The sequence below is a fragment of the Shewanella sp. 10N.7 genome (genome assembly GCF_020806285.1).
Lineage (GTDB): Bacteria > Pseudomonadota > Gammaproteobacteria > Enterobacterales > Shewanellaceae > Shewanella > Shewanella electrodiphila.
Window position 1 is genome coordinate 41,164 of record NZ_JAJGZS010000024.1, and the last position, 21,820, is coordinate 62,983.

The 21,820-nt window shown below is 40.6% G+C and carries 16 protein-coding genes; 7 read left to right on the forward strand and 9 right to left on the reverse strand.

Annotation, left to right across the window (positions count from 1 at the left end):
• Positions 1-445: 445 nt before the first annotated feature.
• From dnaA to gyrB, 4 genes are all read left to right on the forward strand, one after another.
• On the forward strand, positions 446-1,834 hold the full coding sequence (gene dnaA, locus LMH66_RS15180) for a chromosomal replication initiator protein DnaA (protein WP_102529116.1): 1,389 nt from the start codon (positions 446-448) through the stop codon (positions 1,832-1,834).
• Between the two features lie 19 nt (positions 1,835-1,853).
• On the forward strand, positions 1,854-2,954 hold the full coding sequence (gene dnaN, locus LMH66_RS15185; RefSeq protein WP_102529115.1) for a DNA polymerase III subunit beta: 1,101 nt from the start codon (positions 1,854-1,856) through the stop codon (positions 2,952-2,954).
• 112 nt (positions 2,955-3,066) lie between these two features.
• Complete coding sequence (gene recF, locus LMH66_RS15190; RefSeq protein WP_229370991.1) at positions 3,067-4,149, forward strand: DNA replication/repair protein RecF; 1,083 nt, start codon at positions 3,067-3,069, stop codon at positions 4,147-4,149.
• 15 nt (positions 4,150-4,164) lie between these two features.
• On the forward strand, positions 4,165-6,582 hold the full coding sequence (gyrB, locus tag LMH66_RS15195; RefSeq protein WP_229370993.1) for a DNA topoisomerase (ATP-hydrolyzing) subunit B: 2,418 nt from the start codon (positions 4,165-4,167) through the stop codon (positions 6,580-6,582).
• Positions 6,583-6,722: 140 nt separating this feature from the next.
• Here gyrB and LMH66_RS15200 read toward each other — a convergent pair whose 3' ends face one another.
• Both LMH66_RS15200 and LMH66_RS15205 read right to left on the reverse strand, forming a co-directional pair.
• Positions 6,723-7,109: a DUF6768 family protein gene (locus LMH66_RS15200; protein WP_102529112.1), complete on the reverse strand. Its 387-nt coding sequence runs from the start codon at positions 7,107-7,109 to the stop codon at positions 6,723-6,725.
• A gap of 2 nt (positions 7,110-7,111) precedes the next feature.
• Positions 7,112-7,642, reverse strand: a complete 531-nt coding sequence (locus LMH66_RS15205; protein ID WP_229370995.1) for an RNA polymerase sigma factor — start codon at positions 7,640-7,642, stop codon at positions 7,112-7,114.
• A 330-nt stretch (positions 7,643-7,972) separates the two neighbouring features.
• Here LMH66_RS15205 and LMH66_RS15210 point away from each other — a divergent pair, with 330 nt between their 5' ends.
• The gene (locus tag LMH66_RS15210; RefSeq protein WP_420709431.1) at positions 7,973-9,049 is read left to right on the forward strand and encodes an HDOD domain-containing protein; all 1,077 of its coding nucleotides are present in this window, start codon (positions 7,973-7,975) and stop codon (positions 9,047-9,049) included.
• Between the two features lie 98 nt (positions 9,050-9,147).
• Here the strand turns inward: LMH66_RS15210 and glyS are convergent, their stop codons facing one another.
• Positions 9,148-11,217: a glycine--tRNA ligase subunit beta gene (gene glyS, locus LMH66_RS15215; RefSeq protein ID WP_229370997.1), complete on the reverse strand. Its 2,070-nt coding sequence runs from the start codon at positions 11,215-11,217 to the stop codon at positions 9,148-9,150.
• Positions 11,218-11,226: 9 nt separating this feature from the next.
• Complete coding sequence (gene glyQ / locus LMH66_RS15220) at positions 11,227-12,132, reverse strand: glycine--tRNA ligase subunit alpha (RefSeq protein WP_229370999.1); 906 nt, start codon at positions 12,130-12,132, stop codon at positions 11,227-11,229.
• 120 nt (positions 12,133-12,252) lie between these two features.
• On the opposite strand from glyQ, the gene LMH66_RS15225 reads away from it, so the two are divergent.
• A complete protein-coding gene (locus LMH66_RS15225; protein ID WP_229371001.1) occupies positions 12,253-12,813 on the forward strand; it encodes a DNA-3-methyladenine glycosylase I in 561 nt (186 codons plus the stop codon).
• A gap of 82 nt (positions 12,814-12,895) precedes the next feature.
• On the opposite strand, the gene LMH66_RS15230 is transcribed toward LMH66_RS15225, so the two are convergent.
• The 3 genes from LMH66_RS15230 to tusA all read right to left on the reverse strand — a co-directional run bounded on the left by LMH66_RS15230 (position 12,896) and on the right by tusA (position 17,135).
• Entirely contained in the window at positions 12,896-16,084 is a 3,189-nt protein-coding gene (locus LMH66_RS15230; RefSeq protein ID WP_229371004.1) for an amidohydrolase family protein, read from the reverse strand.
• A 362-nt stretch (positions 16,085-16,446) separates the two neighbouring features.
• Positions 16,447-16,887 carry an MOSC domain-containing protein gene (locus LMH66_RS15235; protein WP_229371006.1) on the reverse strand — a complete coding sequence of 147 codons (441 nt, stop codon included), beginning with the start codon at positions 16,885-16,887 and terminating at the stop codon, positions 16,447-16,449.
• Between the two features lie 2 nt (positions 16,888-16,889).
• The gene (gene tusA / locus LMH66_RS15240; protein ID WP_102529105.1) at positions 16,890-17,135 is read right to left on the reverse strand and encodes a sulfurtransferase TusA; all 246 of its coding nucleotides are present in this window, start codon (positions 17,133-17,135) and stop codon (positions 16,890-16,892) included.
• Positions 17,136-17,519: 384 nt separating this feature from the next.
• Between tusA and LMH66_RS15245 the strand changes: the two genes are divergently transcribed.
• The gene (locus tag LMH66_RS15245; RefSeq protein ID WP_229371008.1) at positions 17,520-18,350 is read left to right on the forward strand and encodes an HpaA family protein; all 831 of its coding nucleotides are present in this window, start codon (positions 17,520-17,522) and stop codon (positions 18,348-18,350) included.
• 68 nt (positions 18,351-18,418) lie between these two features.
• On the opposite strand, the gene fadA is transcribed toward LMH66_RS15245, so the two are convergent.
• A complete protein-coding gene (gene fadA / locus LMH66_RS15250; protein ID WP_102529104.1) occupies positions 18,419-19,588 on the reverse strand; it encodes an acetyl-CoA C-acyltransferase FadA in 1,170 nt (389 codons plus the stop codon).
• 22 nt (positions 19,589-19,610) lie between these two features.
• Entirely contained in the window at positions 19,611-21,761 is a 2,151-nt protein-coding gene (fadB, locus tag LMH66_RS15255; RefSeq protein WP_229371010.1) for a fatty acid oxidation complex subunit alpha FadB, read from the reverse strand.
• Positions 21,762-21,820 lie beyond the last annotated feature (59 nt).

Here is a 21,820-nt window from a genome sequence, read left to right on the forward strand (position 1 = left end):
GGCAATCCGTATATTTAGTAGTTAATAAACCTTACATTCTTAAAATAAGAGGTAAGGGCAAAAAAGAGGCCGAATTGTAATCACTTTAATCACTACCGTCAACAAGGAAAGTAGCTATATGAACAATTTTTACCTAATTAGTTTTTCGTTAAACGCCAAAAATGCACCACAGGATGTGGATAACTCTGTGAATCAACACTACATGTAGTGGATCAAAGGCAGTTTTACGAGATCAAACTGTGGCTATTATAGATCAAGAGTGATCGGTTAATAAAGCAGGATCTGCGAACAAATACGATTAATTGGATCGTTTTTGATCTTTAAAGATCACAGATATCCACATACAATGATCAGGCTGGGGATAAATATTTTTTTATCGATAGCGATCATTGAGATCTAACGATAGAATACCCCTCCTTCAACAAACGATATTAAGGAATTTTAAGTGGCGGTTTCACTTTGGCAACAATGTATCGGCAGGCTGCAAGACGAACTTTCTGCGCAGCAATTCAGTATGTGGATCCGTCCGTTACAGGCTGAAATGGATGGCGATACTTTGGTACTTTATGCACCTAATCGTTTTGTACTCGATTGGGTTCGAGATAAGTACATCAATATCATCAATCAATTTTTTACCGAACAGTTAGGTGGAAATGCCCCTAAGCTGCGCTTTGATATTGGTAGCCGTCCGTCAGCGGTCAGAACACCTGCACCTGTAAAGGCAGAGGTAAGACAACCGCAAAGCACTCAAGCTAAGCCACGTGTTAGCACTGCATTTAATACGCAAGCAGAGCCAGTTGAACATGCGAACCATCGCAGTAACATCAACCCAACTTACCAGTTTGATAATTTTGTTGAAGGTAAATCAAACCAATTAGGTAAAGCGGCGGCACTGCAAGTAGCAGAAAATCCTGGTGGAGCATACAACCCATTATTTTTATATGGCGGCACCGGTTTAGGTAAAACCCATTTATTACATGCTGTGGGTAATGGCATTATTAAAAATAATCCCAATGCTAAAGTGGTTTATATGCATTCTGAGCGTTTTGTTCAGGATATGGTTAAAGCATTGCAAAATAATGCAATTGAAGACTTCAAGCGTTATTACCGTAGTGTAGATGCACTCTTTATTGATGACATTCAATTCTTTGCCAATAAAGATCGTTCACAAGAAGAATTCTTTCATACCTTCAATGCACTATTAGAAGGTAATCATCAGATCATTCTGACATCTGATAAGTACCCTAAAGAAATTGATGGGGTAGAAGATCGTTTAAAATCACGTTTTGGTTGGGGTTTAACGGTGGCGATTGAGCCTCCAGAACTGGAAACCCGTGTGGCAATCTTAATGCGTAAAGCAGAAGAGAGTGGTATTAACCTTCCTGATGAAGTGGCTTTCTTTATTGCTAAGCGTTTACGTTCTAATGTTCGTGAATTGGAAGGCGCATTAAACCGCGTGATTGCCAACGCTAACTTTACCGGCAGACCCATCACAATTGATTTTGTCCGTGAAGCATTACGTGATTTATTAGCACTGCAAGAAAAATTAGTGACCATTGATAATATTCAAAAGACGGTTGCTGAATACTACAAAATTAAAATGGCTGATATGTTATCTAAGCGTCGTTCTCGCAGTGTTGCGAGACCTCGTCAAGTCGCGATGGCATTATCAAAAGAACTAACAAACCAAAGCTTACCTGAAATTGGGGATGCCTTTGGGGGTCGTGATCATACTACCGTATTACACGCATGCAGAAAAATTGCCCAATTGCGTGAAGAAAGTCATGACATTAAAGAAGATTATGCTAACTTGATACGTACATTATCTTCTTAATATCAGGAAATTGAGTCGAATGAAATTTTCAATTGATAGGGATGCCCTATTAAAACCACTTCAATTAGTGTGTGGCGCAGTAGAAAGACGTCACAATTTACCTATTTTATCCAACTTGCTAATCGAAGTTAGTGAGGACTCACTTAAGCTTACAGGTACGGATTTAGAGGTTGAGCTTGTTGGTCAAGCTCCTATTCAAGGTGAAGTTGAAGTGGGCAGTACGACAGTTCCTGCTAAAAAGCTATTAGACATTGTTAAGTCACTTCCAGAACAAGTCGAAATCAAGATTGAGCAACAAGAAAACAAATGGTTATTGCGCTCAGGCCGAAGCCGATTTTCTTTAGCAACCTTACCAGCATCCGATTACCCGAATGTTGAAGCATTCCAAGCTGAAATAGAATTTAGCCTTAAACAAGGCACGCTTAAGTCGATTATTGATTCAACTCAATTTTCAATGGCTAACCAAGATGTGCGTTATTACCTGAATGGTTTGTTATTTGAAACGTCTGGTACTTCATTAAAAGCGATTGCGACTGACGGACACCGTTTAGCATTAAGTCATCGTGACATTGGTATTGCACTACCTGAAAAGCAAGTCATTGTGCCGCGTAAAGGTGTGGTAGAAATGTCTCGTTTGCTAGAAAGTGAAGACAAAGAAATTAATATTGCTATTGGCGATAGTGCTATACGTGCGACCACTGACAATGCAGTATTTACCAGTAAGTTAGTTGATGGACGCTTCCCTGATTATCGCCGGGTATTGCCAAAAGGTGGTGATAAGATTGTCGTTGCTAGTCGAAACCACTTAAAACAAGCATTAACACGAGCTTCTATTTTATCTAATGAGAAGTTCCGTGGGGTGCGTATTCAGCTTGAGCCTGGTTTATTGCGCATTACTGCCAATAACCCTGAGCAGGAAGAAGCTGAAGAAATTATCGATGTTGAATATAACGCTGAAAATTTAGAAATTGGCTTCAACGTAAGCTATTTGCTAGATGTATTGAATAACTTAGCCAGTGACGACGTCAGAATCACGCTTATTGATGGAAACTCGAGTGCGTTAATAGAAAACCACGCCGAAGAAGATTCAATGTATGTCGTGATGCCTATGCGTTTATAGTTTCTATTGAACTAAATAGATTACCGAAACGTTTTTATCCCAAGAAGGTGCTACATTAAGGCACCTTTTTTAGTTTTATGTCTTTGTTGATAGGTTTGAGAAATTACCACTCATGAGTTTAACCCGTCTTAATATCGCCCAGTTTCGTAATATTCTTTCGGCGTCATTAATCCCAGCGTCAGGTTTAAACTTGATTTATGGTGAAAATGGCAGTGGAAAAACCAGTATATTAGAAGCTATATATTTTTTGGGAATGGGGCGTTCTTTTCGAAGTCACTTATCGCAAAGGGTGATTAATATTGAGCAAGACAGCCTAACGTTATTTGCCGAACTCGAAATGGAGTCGGGTGAAGCGAAATTAGGCCTAAGACGTTTTAGAAATGGCGACATTGATGTCAAAATGAATGGCGATAAAGTGAAGCGATTATCTGTTTTAGCTGAAACGTTACCTATTCAAGTTATCACCCCTGAAAGTTTTTCTTTGCTATTTGAAGGTCCAAAAGCCCGCCGTCAATTCATTGATTGGGGCGCTTTTCATGCTGACGTTAATTTTTATCAAGCATGGGTAAATACGAGAAGAATTTTAAAACAAAGAAATCAGCTACTTAGAGATGGATCTTCTTATGCCACAATTCAATTTTGGGATAAGGAATTGGTGCGGTATGCTGAACAAGTTACTTCGATACGAAATCACTATGTAGACTCGTTAAATGAGCTACTTAAGGGTATAATCGAAGAGTTTTTACCACGAGTTGATATTAAAGTTTCCTTTACTCGTGGCTGGGATAGCAAAACGGATTTTTCCGAGTTACTCGAAACTCAATATCACCGAGATTTATCATCGGGTAATACAGGTAGTGGACCACACAAAGCAGATTTGCGATTACGTGTTGGCAACCTACCCGTGCAAGATGCGTTATCCCGAGGACAGTTAAAATTATTAGTCTGTGCACTGCGTATTGCACAAGGCAAATTGCTTCAAGAACAACAGAACAAGCATAGTATTTACCTTGTGGATGATCTTCCATCTGAGTTGGATGCACAACATAGGCAGCTATTGCTAAAACAGTTAACCGAAACCGGTGCACAAATTTTTGTCACAGCGATTGATCCTGTTGCAATAGTCGATTCGCTGGCAAGCCCGCCAAGTAAAATGTTTCATGTGGAACACGGGCAAGTCACGGTAGTTGAATAAAAACGAGAGAGAAATATGTCAGAGAATAGTTATGATTCTTCGAGTATTAAGGTTTTAAAAGGCCTTGATGCAGTTCGTAAGAGACCAGGGATGTACATCGGCGATACAGATGATGGTACGGGTCTTCATCACATGGTATTCGAAGTGGTCGATAACTCTATCGATGAAGCCTTAGCAGGTCACTGTAATGACATTACTATCACCATTCATGCTGATGGTTCTGTATCTGTTACAGATGATGGCCGTGGTGTTCCAGTTGCAATCCATGAAGAAGAAGGGGTTTCAGCTGCAGAAGTGATTATGACCGTACTTCATGCTGGTGGTAAGTTCGATGATAACTCATACAAAGTTTCTGGTGGTTTGCACGGTGTAGGTGTTTCGGTAGTAAACGCATTATCTGAAAAACTGCAAATGATCATTCGTCGTGATGGTCATATTTATGAACAGTTCTACACTATGGGTGTTCCAGATGCGCCTATCGCACCAGTTGGTGATACTGAAAAGACTGGGACTCATATCCGTTTTTGGCCAAGTGCTGAAACCTTCTCAGATACCTTGTTCCATTTTGATATTCTTGCCAAACGTGTACGTGAATTATCATTCTTGAACTCAGGTGTGGGTATCCGTCTTGTTGACGAACGTGATGAGCGCAATGAATTCTTTAAATACGACGGCGGTATTAGCGCATTCGTAGATTACTTGAACCGTAACAAGACACCAATCAACAAAGACGTATTCCACTTTACTCAAGAACGTGAAGATGGCATTACCGTTGAAGTCGCAATGCAGTGGAATGATGGTTATCAAGAAAGCATTTTCTGTTTTACCAATAACATTCCACAACGTGATGGTGGTACTCACTTAGCGGGTTTCCGTGGTGCATTAACACGTAACTTAAATAACTACATGGAGCGTGAAGGCTTCAATAAGAAAGGCAAAACCAACGCAACGGGTGATGATGCTCGTGAAGGTTTGACCGCAGTTATTTCTGTAAAAGTACCAGATCCAAAGTTCAGTTCACAAACCAAAGATAAATTGGTTTCAAGTGAAGTGAAAGGCGCTGTTGAACAAACAATGGGTGAGCAGTTAAATGATTACCTATTAGAAAATCCAGTTGATGCTAAGTTAATTGTTGGCAAAATTGTTGATGCTGCACGTGCCCGTGAAGCAGCGCGTAAAGCTCGTGAAATGACTCGTCGTAAAGGCGCATTAGATTTAGGTGGTTTGCCAGGTAAACTTGCAGATTGCCAAGAGAAAGACCCTGGTCTTTCTGAAATCTACATAGTGGAAGGGGACTCTGCTGGCGGATCTGCCAAGCAGGGACGTAACCGTAAAAACCAAGCGATTCTTCCGCTTAAAGGTAAAATCTTAAACGTTGAAAAAGCACGTTTTGATAAAATGTTATCTTCGCAAGAAGTGGCAACGTTAATTACTGCACTAGGTTGTGGTATCGGTCGTGACGATTACGACCCAGAGAAAACGCGTTACCATAACATCATCATCATGACCGATGCCGACGTCGATGGCTCGCACATTCGTACCTTGCTATTGACCTTCTTCTTCCGTCAAATGCCTGAGCTAATTGAGCGTGGCTTTATCTATATTGCACAGCCTCCTTTGTTTAAAGTTAAAAAAGGTAAGCAAGAGCAGTATCTTAAAGATGAGCCAGCGTTAACTGAATACTTAACTACTCAAGCGTTAGATGGCACTCATATTTATCCGACTCAAGGCGCTCCAGGTATGACTGGTGAACCTTTAGAACGTTTAGTGAGCCAATATCGTGAAGTTGAAGCAATCATTGAGCGTTTAGCTAAGCGTTACCCTGAGTCTATTACTAATCGTATGATCCATCATCCAGGTGTGAGCAATGAAATGCTATCTGATGAAGGTCAAATGAAGCAGTGGTGTGATGCATTCGTGGCAGACTTAATTGAACTTGAGTCTGACGGTGTGATTTACAGCATTGAGCCAGTATTAGATCCAGAGCGTAAAGCTTATCTACCTAGCTTAACGATTCGTAAGCACGGTATTGATACGAATTACTTGTTTAGTTATGACTTCTTCCAGTCAAACGACTACTCGCAGATTGCCAAGTTAGGTAAAGCGTTGGACGGTATGATTGAAGAAGGCGGTTACATCAAACGTGGTGAGCGTATGAAGGAAGTGGAAACTTTCTTAGAAGCGCTTGAATGGACGATGAGCGAAGCTAAACGTGGTCTTTATATCCAACGTTATAAAGGATTGGGTGAGATGAACCCAGAGCAATTGTGGGAAACTACAATGGATCCTGAAACACGTCGTATGTTGCGTGTGACGATTGAAGATGCTGTAGGTGCTGATCAACTATTTACAACGTTAATGGGTGATCAAGTAGAGCCACGTCGTGACTTTATTGAAACTAACGCATTGAACGTAGCTAACTTAGACGTGTAACAATTATTCGTTAAGTCTTAAATTAAAAGGGAAAGCTTTGCTTTCCCTTTTTTGTGCCTACATCTCAGTGTCACACTCAAGCATGCCCATCCCAATACATTTACCCAATACACATACACATACACCTACTTGCACAAAACCTATTTCTGCTTCTCTGTGATTTGCTGACTCAATGTCTGAATCGCAATTTCTAGCTTTTTAATCTCTCTTTGGGTTGCACTGCGGTTCATCTCATTAAAGGTCCACATTTTTATTGCTATTTGCATCATACTACTCAGTAGTAGGCCCACTCCCCATTGCAGTTTAGTTGCCATTGATGACTCTACAAAAAAGAATTCATAGCCACACCACAACATCAGAGCAGAAAGACCAAATGCAACAATAGTCGATATGATCATCCAGCCACCTAGCCTACCTTGATAGGCACTTGCCAGCATACTCCACAAATTGGGGTCTCGATTTATTTGGGCTTTTAATAACTCATTTTCATGCTCAAGCTGTTCACGTATTTTGTCATCTAAACTCATAATTAATCCTTATCTAATACTTGTTTTAACGCTGCTCTGGCTCGAAACAATCTTGATTTAACTGTGCCTGAAGCAATGTTTAAAATGTGACTTATTTCACTGAGACTGAAGCCTTCTAAGTAAAATAAATGAATGACCTGATGCTCAATTAAGCTTAAATGCTTCATTGCTTGTGCTAACTCTGATGTATCGGTTTTGGTTTCTGCTGCTATCTCACCTACTGCATCAAGTGGGGTGTACATATGCTTTTTATTGCTTTTGACCATATCTAAAACTTGCCAATGAGTTAGTTTAAATAACCAAGTCTTAAATGCTGCAGGATCATTTATTCTATTCATTGTTGTTGAAAGCTTAAGCCATGCCTCTTGAACAGCATCCTGAGCTAGCCCTTTGTTGCTGGTTGTTCTATATGCAAACGACAATACTTGCGGATAAAAGTGCTGATAGAGCTGATCAAACGCTTTTAAATTTCCAGCTTGCGCTTCAAGTACCCAAAGTTCTATTTGTGCTTGTCGGATAAATAGATACTCCATGTAAGGTTTTAACAAGATGTAGAGTAAAGACGAGAGACAACATTGAATGGTTCGGTTTTTTATTATTTATTTTTACTGTGATGACTCATAGAGGTAATGATATAAGCAAAGGGTTATAAATCATTATCCTTTAAAGGGATAAAATAAATTTGTTTGTTTGGATATAATGTTACGTTCACTTTTAGACATTATTGGGAGATATCTTTTTATATTTCCAAATGTGTGAAGTGGTTACGTTCTTGATCCCTTGCGGTCGCTATACTTTATACTAGAACACAGTAAAGGATTACTCTCGGTTTAGTGGTTATTACTTTTACTTAGGTCATACAAGTGGTTAAAGCATTATTTAATAAGATATTTAATATTCGCTCTAAGAAAGAGGTGAATGCTGCTAGCGCATTAAATTCGCAAAACAGTCTTTTATCTAAAACGGCTTCTGTAAACGCATCACATGCGGTGAGCAAAACGGCGACACACCAGTCTACAAATCAGCCAGCGGCAACTATGGCAATCGCTGTCGACTCTTCAGCTTTGTTCTACAGCTTATTGTTTCCTGTAAGCGATCAAGACACTGGCGCTATGGCCAATAGTTTAGAGCGCAATGTTCTATCTAAAATTGAGCAGGCTTTTAGTTCGCCAAAAGTGATTGCAGAGAAGGTACTTAAATTGCCAAGCCGTCTATCTGAGTTAGATAGAAAGTTGGCTCAAGAAGATATTGATACTAAAGATTTGCTCGGCATGATTGAACAAGATCCTGTTTTGAGTATCGAGGTTTTAAAACTATGTAATTCCAGTGCCTTTAAACGTTCTGACAAAGAGATTACTAGCTTACAGCAAGCTGTGGTTCAAATTGGTTTGCAGCAGCTGCAGTTGTTTGTACGTACTAGTTTGATGAAAGAAATGATAAATATTAAGCCTATTTACTTCAGGCGTTTTGGTGCCGAAATTTGGCGCCATTCTATGCAGGTTGCCTTTCTTGCGAAGGCGTTTGCTGACGAGGATGGTGACACAGCGTTTTTTCTCGGTTTATTGCATGATGTGGGTAAAATTGCCATTTTTAAAATGATGATTGAAGCTTTTCGACAAGCAGAACCGGGTGAACAGCCTAGCTCAGTGTTGTTTAAGCAAGTCATGACCACTAAATCATTAAGCTTAAGTGCATTGCTGGTTAAACATTGGCAGTTACCAGCTCAATTTGAACAGCCATTAGCGCAACTGGCTAACTCTCTTCATCAACCTAGTGATCCATTAGCAATCGCGGTATGGCGAGCCAATATTGTCAGTGAATGTTCTATGCTAAAGCAGGTGAATAAATTAACTGTTGAGGCGCAGGGACAGCTTTTGTCTCAAGTGAAAATAGATGCCGAGCAGTTTGAAGTGCTGCATCAAAAATTGCTGAGTTTATAGTCATAAGTCGATCTAACTTCGACGTGATTAATGCTTGATGAACAATAAAAAACGCGCCGAAAGGCGCGTTTTTTATAAGTGCTTATTAGACATATTCATTACTGAAGTAATGAAATATCCGCAGCATGTAAGAATTGTTCACGTAAGCTATTTAACAGTGCTAAACGGTTATTCTTAAGTGCTGCATCATCAGCCATTACCATCACATCTTCAAAGAAGGTATCAACGCTTTCACGTAGATTTGCTAGTAAAGCTAGTGCTTCTTGATAGTTAGCGGCAGCAAATAAAGGAGCAAGCTGAGGTTGTAGCGCTACTAATTTGTCTGCTAATGCTTTTTCAGCACTTTCAACTAAAAGCCCTGAATCAATAGTAGATGGGATTTCACCTTCAACTTTAGCCAAGATATTAGACACACGCTTATTGGCAGCAGCAAGCGCTGATGCTTGCTCTAAAGTTCTGAAGTGAGCCACTGCTTTAATGCGACTTTCAAAATCTGCAGGGGCAGTCGGTTTGCGTGCTAAGACCGCAAGAATCACATCAACACCCACACCTTGATCTTGATACCAAGAACGGAAGCGGCCCATAAAGAACTCAAGTACTTGCTCAGATACTTTATCGTTAGTCAGGTTTTCACCATGTAATTCTTTTGCTTTAGCAATCAAATCAACTAAATCTAACGGTAAATTGTTCTCTAAACAAAGACGCAAAATACCGATAGCAGCACGGCGAAGTGCGAATGGATCAGCTGCGCCTTTTGGTGCTTGGCCAATACCAAAAATACCCACTAAAGTATCAAGCTTTTCAGCTAATGCGACACAGATTGAGATAGGTGCTGTAGGCACAGTATCGCCAGAGAATTTAGGTTTATATTGCTCAGCAAGGGCAACAGCAACCGCATCAGTTTCACCGTCTAAGCGTGCGTAATGCATGCCCATAGTGCCTTGAAGGTCGGTAAATTCCATCACCATATTGGTCATCAAGTCTGACTTAGACAATAAACCTGCACGCGCAGCTTCTTCGCTATTTGCACCTATGCTGGTGGCAATGAAACTCGCCATAGCTGAAATACGTTCAACGCGGGCTTTAATCGTGCCTAATTGCTTTTGGAAAACAACAGACTCTAAGCTGGATAAACGTGTTTCTAAAGACTGTTTTTTGTCAGTTTCAAAGAAGAACTCAGCATCAGCAAGGCGAGGGCGAACGACTTTCTCGTTACCCGAAATAATCTGCTGTGGATCTTTAGATTCTATATTGGTGACGAAGATAAAGTTCGGTAATAACTGACCCGCTTTATCAAATACTGGGAAGTATTTCTGATCGCCTTTCATGGTGTAAACCAAGGCTTCAGCTGGCACATCTAAGAATTTTTCTTCGAAGCTTGCAGTCAACACAACCGGCCATTCAACCAATGCTGTGACTTCTTCAAGTAGTTCATCTTCAAGTTCTGCCACGCCGCCGATTTGTTTGGCTGCAATTTCAGCATTCACTTTAATGATGTCTTTACGACGTTGGTAGTCAGCTAATACTTTACCTTGCGTTTCTAACTCGGTTAAGTAGTTGTCTGCATGGTCTAGTTCAAAGGTATCCACACCCATGAAACGATGGCCACGGATCGTGCGTGCTGATTCAATACCTAATAATTCACCAGCAACTAACTCATCACCTAATAACATGGTTACGGTGTGAACAGGACGGATAAACTGTGTGGTATTGCTACCCCAGCGCATAGGCTTAGGAATAGGTAACTTATCAAGTGACTTTTGCGCCATCGTTGCAATAAGTGACTTAGTTTCAACACCAACCACTTTTGCTTGATGTAATAACCATTCGCCTTTATCTGTTTTAAGGCGGTCAGCTTGTTCAACGGTAATACCGTTACCACGAGCCCAGCCCATAGCGGCTTTTGTTGGGTTACCTTCAGCATCAAATGCTTGAGCAACTGCAGGGCCACGTTTTTCAACAACTTTGTCTGCTTGAGCGACAGCGAGTTGCTCAATACGAATAGCTAGACGGCGAGGCGCTGCGTACCAAGTAGCATCGGAAAAAGCTAATTCTGCTTTAGTTAACTCTTCGGTAAAGTTTGCTAGAAATGACTCTGCAAGTTTACGTAATGCTTTTGGTGGTAATTCTTCTGTACCCACTTCAATGAGTAAGTTTTCAACGTTCATATTCTACCTCTACTTACACATTGGGAAACCAAGCGCTTCACGTGCTTGGTAATAAGATTCAGCAACACCTTTTGCCATAGTACGTACACGCAAAATATAGCGTTGACGTTCTGTAACCGAAATTGCATGGCGCGCATCAAGTAAGTTAAATGCATGAGAGGCTTTCATTACTTGCTCGTAAGCAGGCAATGGTAAAGGCTTTTCTAGCGTTAATAATTTCTGGCAGGCTTTTTCACAATCATCAAATTGCTTAAATAGCACTTCAACATCAGCGTGTTCGAAGTTATAAGTTGATTGCTCCACTTCATTTTGATGGAAAATATCGCCGTACATCACTTTGCCCATCGGGCCGTCAGTCCAGACAAGATCATAAACACTGTCAATTTCTTGGATATACATCGCAAGACGTTCTAGACCATAGGTGATTTCACCAGTGACTGGCTTACACTCTATACCACCGACTTGTTGGAAATAGGTAAATTGCGATACTTCCATACCGTTTAACCAAACTTCCCAACCTAAGCCCCAAGCACCTAGTGTTGGCGACTCCCAGTTATCTTCAACAAAACGCACGTCATGAACGCCCATATCCACACCTAGTGCTTCTAGAGAACCAAGATATAACTCTTGAATGTTACTTGGAGAAGGCTTTAGCACTACTTGGAATTGGTAGTAATGTTGTAGGCGGTTAGGGTTTTCACCGTAGCGGCCATCGGTAGGTCGGCGACATGGTTGCACATATGCGCTGCTCATTGGCTCTGGGCCTAATGAACGCAAAAATGTCATCGGGTGGAATGTACCTGCACCCACTTCCATGTCCAATGGTTGAACGATTGCGCAACCTTGCTGCGCCCAGTATTCCTGCAGGGTCATAATGAAGCCCTGGAATGTCTTTACGTCGTGTTTCGTCGTCATGTCCGCTTATCTACTGGTTGAGGCTAAAAATAGAAAATGGTTTTGATTATACCTTGTAGATTAATACAGATGTAGGTTATTTTTTAACGTAGAGATTAAAAATTTAAATGGGCTATACAAATGGATCTGAAACGCTGTACTTGGTTGAGTAACGACCCGCTTTATATCGATTATCATGATAACGTTTGGGGAAGGCCTGTTTATGATCCCATCGTGTTATTTGAGAAGCTGTGCCTTGATGGCCAACAAGCTGGATTATCTTGGATAACTATTTTAAAGAAGCAGCATAATTACCAAGATTTGTTTGCTAACTTCGATCCTAAAGTCATTGCCACTTTTGACGATGCTAAAGTAGAGAAGTTATTACTTAACCCTGGGATAGTTAGAAACCGTTTGAAAGTGAATTCTATCATTAAAAATGCTAAAGCCTATTTGGCTTTTGTGGAACAAGGAAATGACTTTTCAAAATTTCTGTGGGAGTTTGTCGGAGGTGAGCCGAAAATCAATCACTTCGCTACTATGTCAGAAGTGCCAGCGCAAACGCCTGAATCTGAAGCCATGTCTAAAGCCTTAAAAAAGCTCGGTTTTAATTTTGTCGGACCGACAATTTGTTATGCATTTATGCAAGCGGTAGGGATGATTAATGACCATACAACAGACTGTTTTCGTTATGGAAAGTGATTTTTAGGTCGATTCTCTTAATATAAAAAAGGGATGTTCCACGTGGAACATCCCTTTTTGTTATCTAGTAGCTGGATAGTTACTATTTAGTGGTTTCAAAGAAAAATGGTTTACGCTTAACTTCATCGCCATTTAACTGGTTCATGGATTCAGCATTGTATAATTTGCCGTTTGCCATGGTATAAGTCACTTTATCAGTCACTCTGATGTCCGCTAGTGGATCACCATCAATAACAATGATATCAGCTAATTTTCCTTCTTTGATTGAACCAATCTGATGATCCATTCCAAAGGTTTTCGCTGGGTTAATTGTGGCTGTTTTCAATACATCCATATTGCTCATCCCGCCTTGGGCAAACATCCACATTTCCCAATGTGCTGCTAAACCTTCACGTTGACCATGAGCACCAATGTTTGGATGAATACCTATTTCATTTAATTCATTGGCGACACGGGCGACATTGAAATGATTGTAATGTTCATCAGGTGCTTTGGTTCTGCGCATTGAGCGAGCATTCAAGATATCACTTGGTACGTACATACTTAAGCGAGGATGAGCCCATACGTCAGTTTTGTCATACCAGTAATGCTCTCCTGAAATACCGCCATAAGCGACAACTAATGTCGGCGTGTAAGCAACTTCAGTTTGGCTCCAGAACTGTTTGATATCACTGTAGATTGAACCTGCTGGAAGTGAATGTTCGATTGTCGTATGACCATCGGCAATCATTGATAAATTGTGTTGAAGCAAGCTTCCGCCTTCAGGCACAACCATCATTTCAAGTTCACGTGCAGCTTGGATTACTTGCTGACGTTGGTTCCGACGTGGCTGGTTATAACTCTTCACACTAAAAGCACCGACTTTCTTTAAGCGCTCCAAATGGAACTTGGCATCATCCAGTGAGTCAACATGAGACGTATAACCAGGAGCATTGGCACCATATAAAATTGTACCAGTCGAGAATATACGTGGGCCAACAATGTTACCGGCTTTTTGCTGCTCTGAAGCTGCAAAAATCTCAGTGGTATCATTTGATGGATCGTGAATTGCTGTAACACCTAAAGACAGGCCAGAGTATAGTTGCCAATTCTGCTGAGGAATAATTTCATCATCAGCTTGTCCACCATGTGCGTGAGCATCGAATAAACCAGGCATTAATGTTTTGCCTTTAATATCGATAACTTGTGCATCTTTAGGAATTGTCACGTTGGCATCACCGACACTAACAATTTTGTTGTCTGTAACGATGACAACACCATTATCGATGACTCGGTCGTTTTCCATAGTAATGATTTTGCCGCCAACAAAAGCGATTGTTCCACGTGGAACATCTGCTTTTTCTTTGAAGCCAATGGCAGTAATGCTTGGTTTAACTTCATCTTCTGTCTTAGCATATTGGGTATCAATAGCGGCTTGATATAGATCTGGGCCAAGGGTCCAATAAAGTTCGTTACTCTTATTGTTCCAGCTAATACTTTCACCTGCGCGTACACTTAACTGAGTTACAGGTAGGTTAGTTGCTTTAGGGCTAATCCGAACTGTTTCACCATGTTTAGCAAATGGCGTAACGTATACACGGAAACGTTCAGAAAATGCTAAATGTTCACCGTTAGGTGATACACGGAACTCCGTTGCATGCTCGCTGGTATAATGAGTACGCTTTTCAAATCCATCTAAACTGATAGAAGATAATTCAGGTGTTTCGCCATAATCCATGAAGAATACACGTGTTGAGTCAGCACCAAATTGCGGTTGGTAACCACTAGCGGTTATTTTGATGTTGTTCTTTTTCTTTAAATCTACCTTATATAAACCTGGTTCTTGTGACCAAGTACGAGGCGTCATATAGCCGCCTTTGGCTTTGCGGTATACAACCGTTTTACCATCAGGAGAAAAGGTAGGTTCAACGTACTTGCCCGGCTCACTGGTTAACTCTTTGCTACGGCCACCTTTAGCACTGACAATACTGACAGTGCCTTGATCCTGGTCATTCCAAGTCGTGAAGACAATGTTCTTACCATCACGTGACCATTGCGGGAATAGTTCATTAACATCGTCATCTAAACGAGTTAAGCGTTTACGTTTTCCGTCTTCAATATCACGAACCCACAGCTTACCCAATGCTTCGAATACCACTTTTTCACCATTAGGTGATACCTGTGCCATACGTAGCATTTTTACATCAAACTCATCTTGATCTAGATTTTGAGTAAAACGAACAGAAGGTTGAACATCTAACTCTGTTTTAACTGAAAAAGGAATATTACTGACTTCTTTGTCTTCAACATTGAGTTTATTAATTTTCCCTTTTGCCCAAAATACGATTTCTTCGTTATCTTGAGTCCAAGACATGGTTGGGTATACGCCATGGATAGCCCATGTTTCTTGCATGTCACGATCAAGATTATCGTAAAGTTTAGTGTGTTTACCTGATTTTAAATCCAATAAATACAACGTCGACTGGAAACCATCACGTTTAATATAGGCGAGCTTAGTGCCATCAGGGCTTGGCGTAGGTCGGATTGCACCGCCAGTACCTTCAATCAAGACTTCGATATCACCAGTTTGAGTATCGTAGCGTTTAATTTTATAAATTCCTTTTACAGAATCTTTTGAGTAATGGAACGTTTTACCTGGCGTAGCATCTTGGCTGAAGTAAATATATCGGCCATCAGGAGAGTAAGCGGGTTCGCCTAAATCTTTTTGATCGTTAGGGCGCTCTGTCAGTTTTACACCTTCGCCACCCGCAACGTGATACATCCAAACTTCACCTGCACCTAAGCTGCGACTGGCGGTAAAGTGTTTACGTGCAACAAGGTATTGTGAGTCAGGACTCCATGCAGGACTGTTTAATAAACGGAATGTTTCTGAGGTGACTGCTCTTTGGTTACTGCCATCTGCATTCATTACCCAAATATTATCGCCGCCATCTTCATCCGATGTAAAAGCGATTTGTTTGCCGTCAGGGCTATAGACAGGTTGCATTTGCCAAGCAATGCCTGAGGCGAGCTTTTTAGCTTCTCCGCCACTAATAGGCATCTGATAAATATCGCCTAATAGGTCAAATACGATGGTTTTGCCGTCAGGTGAAACGCTGACATTCATCCACGTACCTTCAGTAACATCAATTTGTAGTTTTTCTAAAGGCGCATTAGCTGGCGCATTCACTTGCCATTTTTCGGTTTCATCTGCTGCGTTAACAGCTAAAGAAGCACTCGCTAAGCTAAGCGCAATAGCAGTGTAGAGAGGTTTTATTTTTGAGGTAAACATGCACAGTCCATTTATGATTATCGTTATAAGGTCGAGTTATACTTTTATTAATCGAGTGTTGTTTGCGAGTTATAAAACTGATGATATTTATCGCATAAATTAACCAAGAACTAAACAGTTTTTCTGTTTCAAATGATGACAGTACAAAAGCTATTTGAATTATTGAGGATTAATACAGAAGGGGGTTGATGGTTTAGCTTATTGGTTAGACGTTGAAGAGTCGTTTTTAGCTTGATGAATAATTAATGGGCATGCTGATTGGAATAAAAAATATTGTGGGTTTTCGTTTTTGGTCCAGTGTGTTGTTAAACGGTTTTATTGTTAATCAGCTTTTATTAATCAGCTTTTATTAATAAGTGACCTTATCGAATACGAACTGTATCCTCTACTTGAATTAGCCCTTCTGTGACAACTTTACAGGTAACACCGCCTCGCCACAGGGGTAGTAATGCTTGTTCAAGACCTGGGTGTGCAATTTCCATTTTGGCACAAGGGTCGGTTTCGCCAGTGATAATTAAGCTAACATCGTCGCCAATTGAAATCACTTTACCGACATCATCAGCGCTAAACTGATAGTCGTCGATTAAAATATTAGCTCGTCTTGTTAGCCAATCTAAATCAGCATTAATTTCCTGACAGGCTATTTGCCATTGCTCAACTGACATGACAGTAACTTGTCGTTTGCCTGGTCGACCGAATACATCATTTTCAACACCACGAAGCAAACTTACATTGGCACAAAAGACAGGGTTCATTTTGCCTTTTTTAGCTGTTTTATAAGCAATTGCTTTTAGTGCTGACATGATTAAAGTCCTTTTTTTATCATATATTTGTATGGCGTTTTCTGAGTATCGCTGGCAATGAGGGTGTGATCCATGAACTCACAGAAGCTAGGGATATCACGGGTGGTTGCAGGATCATCAGCAGTAATAAGTAAGGTTTCACCTTCGGCCATCTTACGCACGGTTTTACGGATCATCATTACGGGCTCTGGACAACGTAGACCTAGGGCGTCTAAATGATGTTCTGCTGTTGAAAATATTTCGCTCATACTAACTCTTATATACGACTAGCTAACAATAATTGCGCTAATTTTACTCTGGTTAAAGACTGTTGCAAGTGCTGAAACATAGCTTTATTAGTATTTCGTGAACTAACACAGGATGTTCCACGTGAAACACAACTGACTTCGCAGATACAATATGTAACACCTCGTTTATCTCTAATTCACAATACTATTTTCAGAATTTAATTTCATTCATGTATTTTTTTTAGGTTAATAATTCAAAGTCGATAAATAAATAGAATATTACACTTTTTTTAGTTTTTTTAAGTTACTGAATTCAAATGCTAAACTCCTTATAAAACTGTTTGGGTTAATACTTATGGTGTACGATGCTAGGCGTTTGTTAATTAAGATAAGGGAATATGTCTCATGAAGAAAATAGTTTTAACTCTAGCGGTATTATCACTTTCAGCCTGCTCTGCCATTCCGGTAAAAAATGAATCTGGAGTCGTAGATACCAATTTTGATTTTGGTGCCCAACAAGCATCTGTCGATAAGAAAATTGCAATTGTTAAACCAGGTGGAGTAATTACTACTTACGAGCAGCGTGTATCTGCACAAAATGCAATGTTAAATCAATTTGGTTTAAGTCGTCCTTCACGAAATGACAATTTTGAAGCTGTACGCTTAAATTACAATGCAAAAGTAAGAAGCGCTTTTCAAAATGGTGTTGAGACTTTAATAACGCGTAAAGGTTTTACCTATTCTGGACCATACGAAACTTTTGATGAGATAACCTATGGTGACAAGAAGAATAGCTATTTAGCTATCGTTCCACAGTTTGATATTAAAGTTGGTAAAGCCAACGTTAATAAGGAAAGTTTTTCGTCTTATGCGCAAGAAACTGGAACCATAAAAATTGACGGTTCATTTATTCTAAAGTTTATTGAGCCATTAACAGGACAGGTTATGTCTCAAAAGAGAGTTGATCTAACTAAGTTAAATATCTCTGAAGAGTATATTATTCAATGGGAAACTAAAGCTGGTGGAAGTGGTATTATTGGTGGGGCAATTGGCGGAGCAATGAAACATGCTAGCAAGCCAGATGTTTTGGTTAATAACGTCGATAAAGCTTATGCTGATGCGATGACAAAATTTTACCAAGGCTCTATGGTTCAATTAAAGAAATATGTGTCAGCTGAAGAAATTCAGAGTTTTGAAGCTGATATTCGTGAGTTAAAAGCTATCAAGCGTTACTAATATTTGAATTACAAAAACAGCCGCTACACAATTAATTTGTGAAGCGGCTTTTTATTTACATTTATTTTTTAGCTATCAACACGCTCAAAAATTGTTGCGATGCCTTGGCCTAAACCAATACACATAGTTGCTAGACCATATTTTGCATCTTTAGCTTCCATTAAGTTAATCAGCGTTGTTGAGATACGCGTTCCTGAACAACCTAGTGGATGACCAAGAGCAATTGCGCCGCCATTTAAGTTAACTTTTTCGTCAACCACATCAGTAAGGCCTAAATCCTTAACGCATGGAAGAGACTGTGCTGCGAATGCTTCGTTTAATTCAATCACATCCATATCATCAACAGTTAAGCCTGCACGAGCTAATGCTTTCTTTGTTGCTGGCACTGGGCCATAACCCATGATTGCAGCATCACAGCCGGCTACAGCCATTGAACGAATACGAGCACGGATAGGTAAACCTAATGCTTTGGCTTTTTCTTCTTCCATAACTAACATTGCCGAAGCGCCATCAGATAATGCTGATGAAGTACCGGCTGTCACTGTACCGTTAGCTGGGTCAAATGCTGGGCGTAATCCTGAAAGTGATTCAAGTGATGTCTCAGGACGAATCACTTCATCATGAGTCACTTTAATTAACGCACCATTTGCGTCATGACCTTCAATAGGTACGATTTCGTTATCAAAACGACCTTCAACAGTAGCAGCATGAGCACGTTGATGAGAACGAACTGCAAATGCATCTTGTTGTTCACGAGTGATACCGTGCATCTTGCCAAGCATTTCAGCGGTTAAGCCCATCATGCCAGATGCTTTAGCGACATTGCTTGCAAGGCCTGGATGGAAATCGACACCGTGATTCATTGGTACATGACCCATATGCTCAACACCACCAACGATAAAGGTGTCGCCTTGGCCTGTCATAATGGCTCGCGTTGCTTGATGAAGTGCATCCATTGATGAACCACATAAACGGTTTACCGTAACAGCACCAGCTGTTTTTGGAATGCCAGCTAATAGCGCAGCATTACGGGCGATATTAAAACCTTGTTCTAGTGTTTGTTGTACACAACCCCAGATAACATCTTCGATATCATTTGGATCAAGCTTACTGTTGCGGCTTAATAATGATTTCATTAGTTCAGCAGAAAGGGTTTCTGCACGTACATTTCTAAATACTCCAGCCTTAGAGCGGCCCATCGGAGTACGAATGCAGTCTACGATTACAGCGTTTTTCATGATGATATTCCTTTACTGCTAATTAGGCTGGGTAGTATGTGCCGTTAGTGGCTGCAAGCTCGCGCATTGCATCAGTCACTTGATATAGACCACCTAAGTGGGCAAATTTGTCTGCCATCGCGACAAAGTTAGCCACACCCATAGTATCTAGGTAACGGAATACACCGCCTCTAAATGGTGGGAAGCCAATACCGTAAACTAGGCCCATATCGCCTTCAGCAGGAGAAGCAATAATGCCTTCTTCTAAACAACGAACTGTTTCGATAACCATTGGGATCATACAGCGTGCGATGATCTCATCTGCTTCAAACTCTTTTAGCTCACCGAACTCTTTAGCCAATAATTGGTAACTGGTTGGGTCTAAATCTTTCTTTGGCTTACCACGACGGTCAACAGAGTAAGCATAGAAACCTTTAGTGTTTTTCTGACCAAAGCGCTCGCTTTCAAACATAATGTCGATAGCATCTTTGCCATTTTTACCCATGCGGTCAGGGAAACCTTCAGCCATTACCGCTTGTGCATGATGACCAGTATCTAGACCAACAACATCAAGCAAATAAGCTGGGCCCATTGGCCAACCGAACTGTTTCTCCATCACTTTATCTACTTTAGAAAAGTCAGCACCGTCGGCTAATAATCCACTGAAGCCTGCAAAGTATGGGAATAAAACTCGGTTAACAAAGAAGCCTGGACAATCGTTAACAACGATTGGTGTTTTGCCCATTTTGCTTGCGTATGCCACTACTGAAGCAATCGTTTCTTCTGATGAGTTTTCACCGCGAATGACTTCAACCAAAGGCATTTTATGCACAGGGTTAAAGAAGTGCATGCCACAGAAACGCTCAGGTTTCTTCATGCTCTTAGCAAGTAGGTTAATGGAAATAGTAGACGTGTTTGACGCGATGATAGCGTCATCAGCAACATAGCCTTCAACTTCTGCTAATACAGATGCTTTCACTTTTGGATGCTCAACGACTGCTTCAACAATAACGTCAGCATCCTTTACTGGTGCGTAATCTAAAGCTGGTGTGATGTTGTTTAATACTGCAGCCATTTTAGCTGGAGTAGAGCGGCCACGTTTAACTTGTGCCGTTAGCAACTTAGCTGCTTCGCCTAAGCCTAAATCTAATGCAGGTTGTGCGATGTCTTTCATGACAATCGGCGTGCCTTTACTTGCGCTTTGATAAGCAATACCACCGCCCATGATACCAGCGCCTAATACGGCTGCACTGTTCACTTTCTTAGCAAGTTTACCTGCTTTTTTCGCTTTACCTTTTACAAATTGGTCATTTAAGAAAATACCAATCAGTGAGGTTGCAACGTCGGTTTTAGCCAATTTGATGAAAGCTTTGTTTTCAACTTTAAGGGCTTCTGCACGGTCAAGTGTTGCTGCTTGTTCTATCACACTCACAGCCATCATTGGTGCTGGGTAGTGTTTGCCTGCAACTTTAAATACCATGCCTTTAGCTGTGGCGAATGACATCATTGCTTCAAGCTTTGGTAATGTTAATGCCTTAAGCTTGCGGTTACGACGAGATTGCCAATCTAGCTTTTCAGCGATGGCATCTTTAAGCATCTGCAGTGCAACTGCTTCAAGGTTTTCTGGAGCCACTACAGCGTCAATTGCGCCAACTTTTAATGCCGCTTCTGGACGTTGGTCTTTACCTGTGGTTATCCACTCAAGTGCGTTATCTGCACCTATGATGCGAGGTAAACGAACTGTGCCACCAAAACCAGGAATTAAGCCTAATTTGGTTTCTGGTAAACCAATACGAGCATTGGTATCTGCGATACGTAAATCAGTTGCAAGAATGGCTTCACAACCACCACCAAGAGCAAACCCGTTAACAGCAGAGGCTGTTGGGAAAGGTAAGTCTTCAAGTTTATCAAATACCGCACTAGCTTGTTCAACCCAAGTTAATAGCGTTGCATCGTCAAGTTCGAACAAACCTAAGAATTCAGTAATATCTGCACCAACAATAAAGGTACTTTTACCTGATGTTACTAATAAACCTTGAATACTTGTGTTTTGTTTGATGCTCTCAAGAGCGGCATCTAATGAAGAGAGAGTTTCTTTATCGAATTTGTTCACTGAACCAGGTGCATCGAAACACAACTTGGCAATGTTATCCTCTAATAACTCTACTTGAATTGTAGGACTTTGGTAGATCATTGCTTGCTTCCTTTTTGCTAAAAGCGACTTCTACATCACAATTACTGTGTTGTTATTTA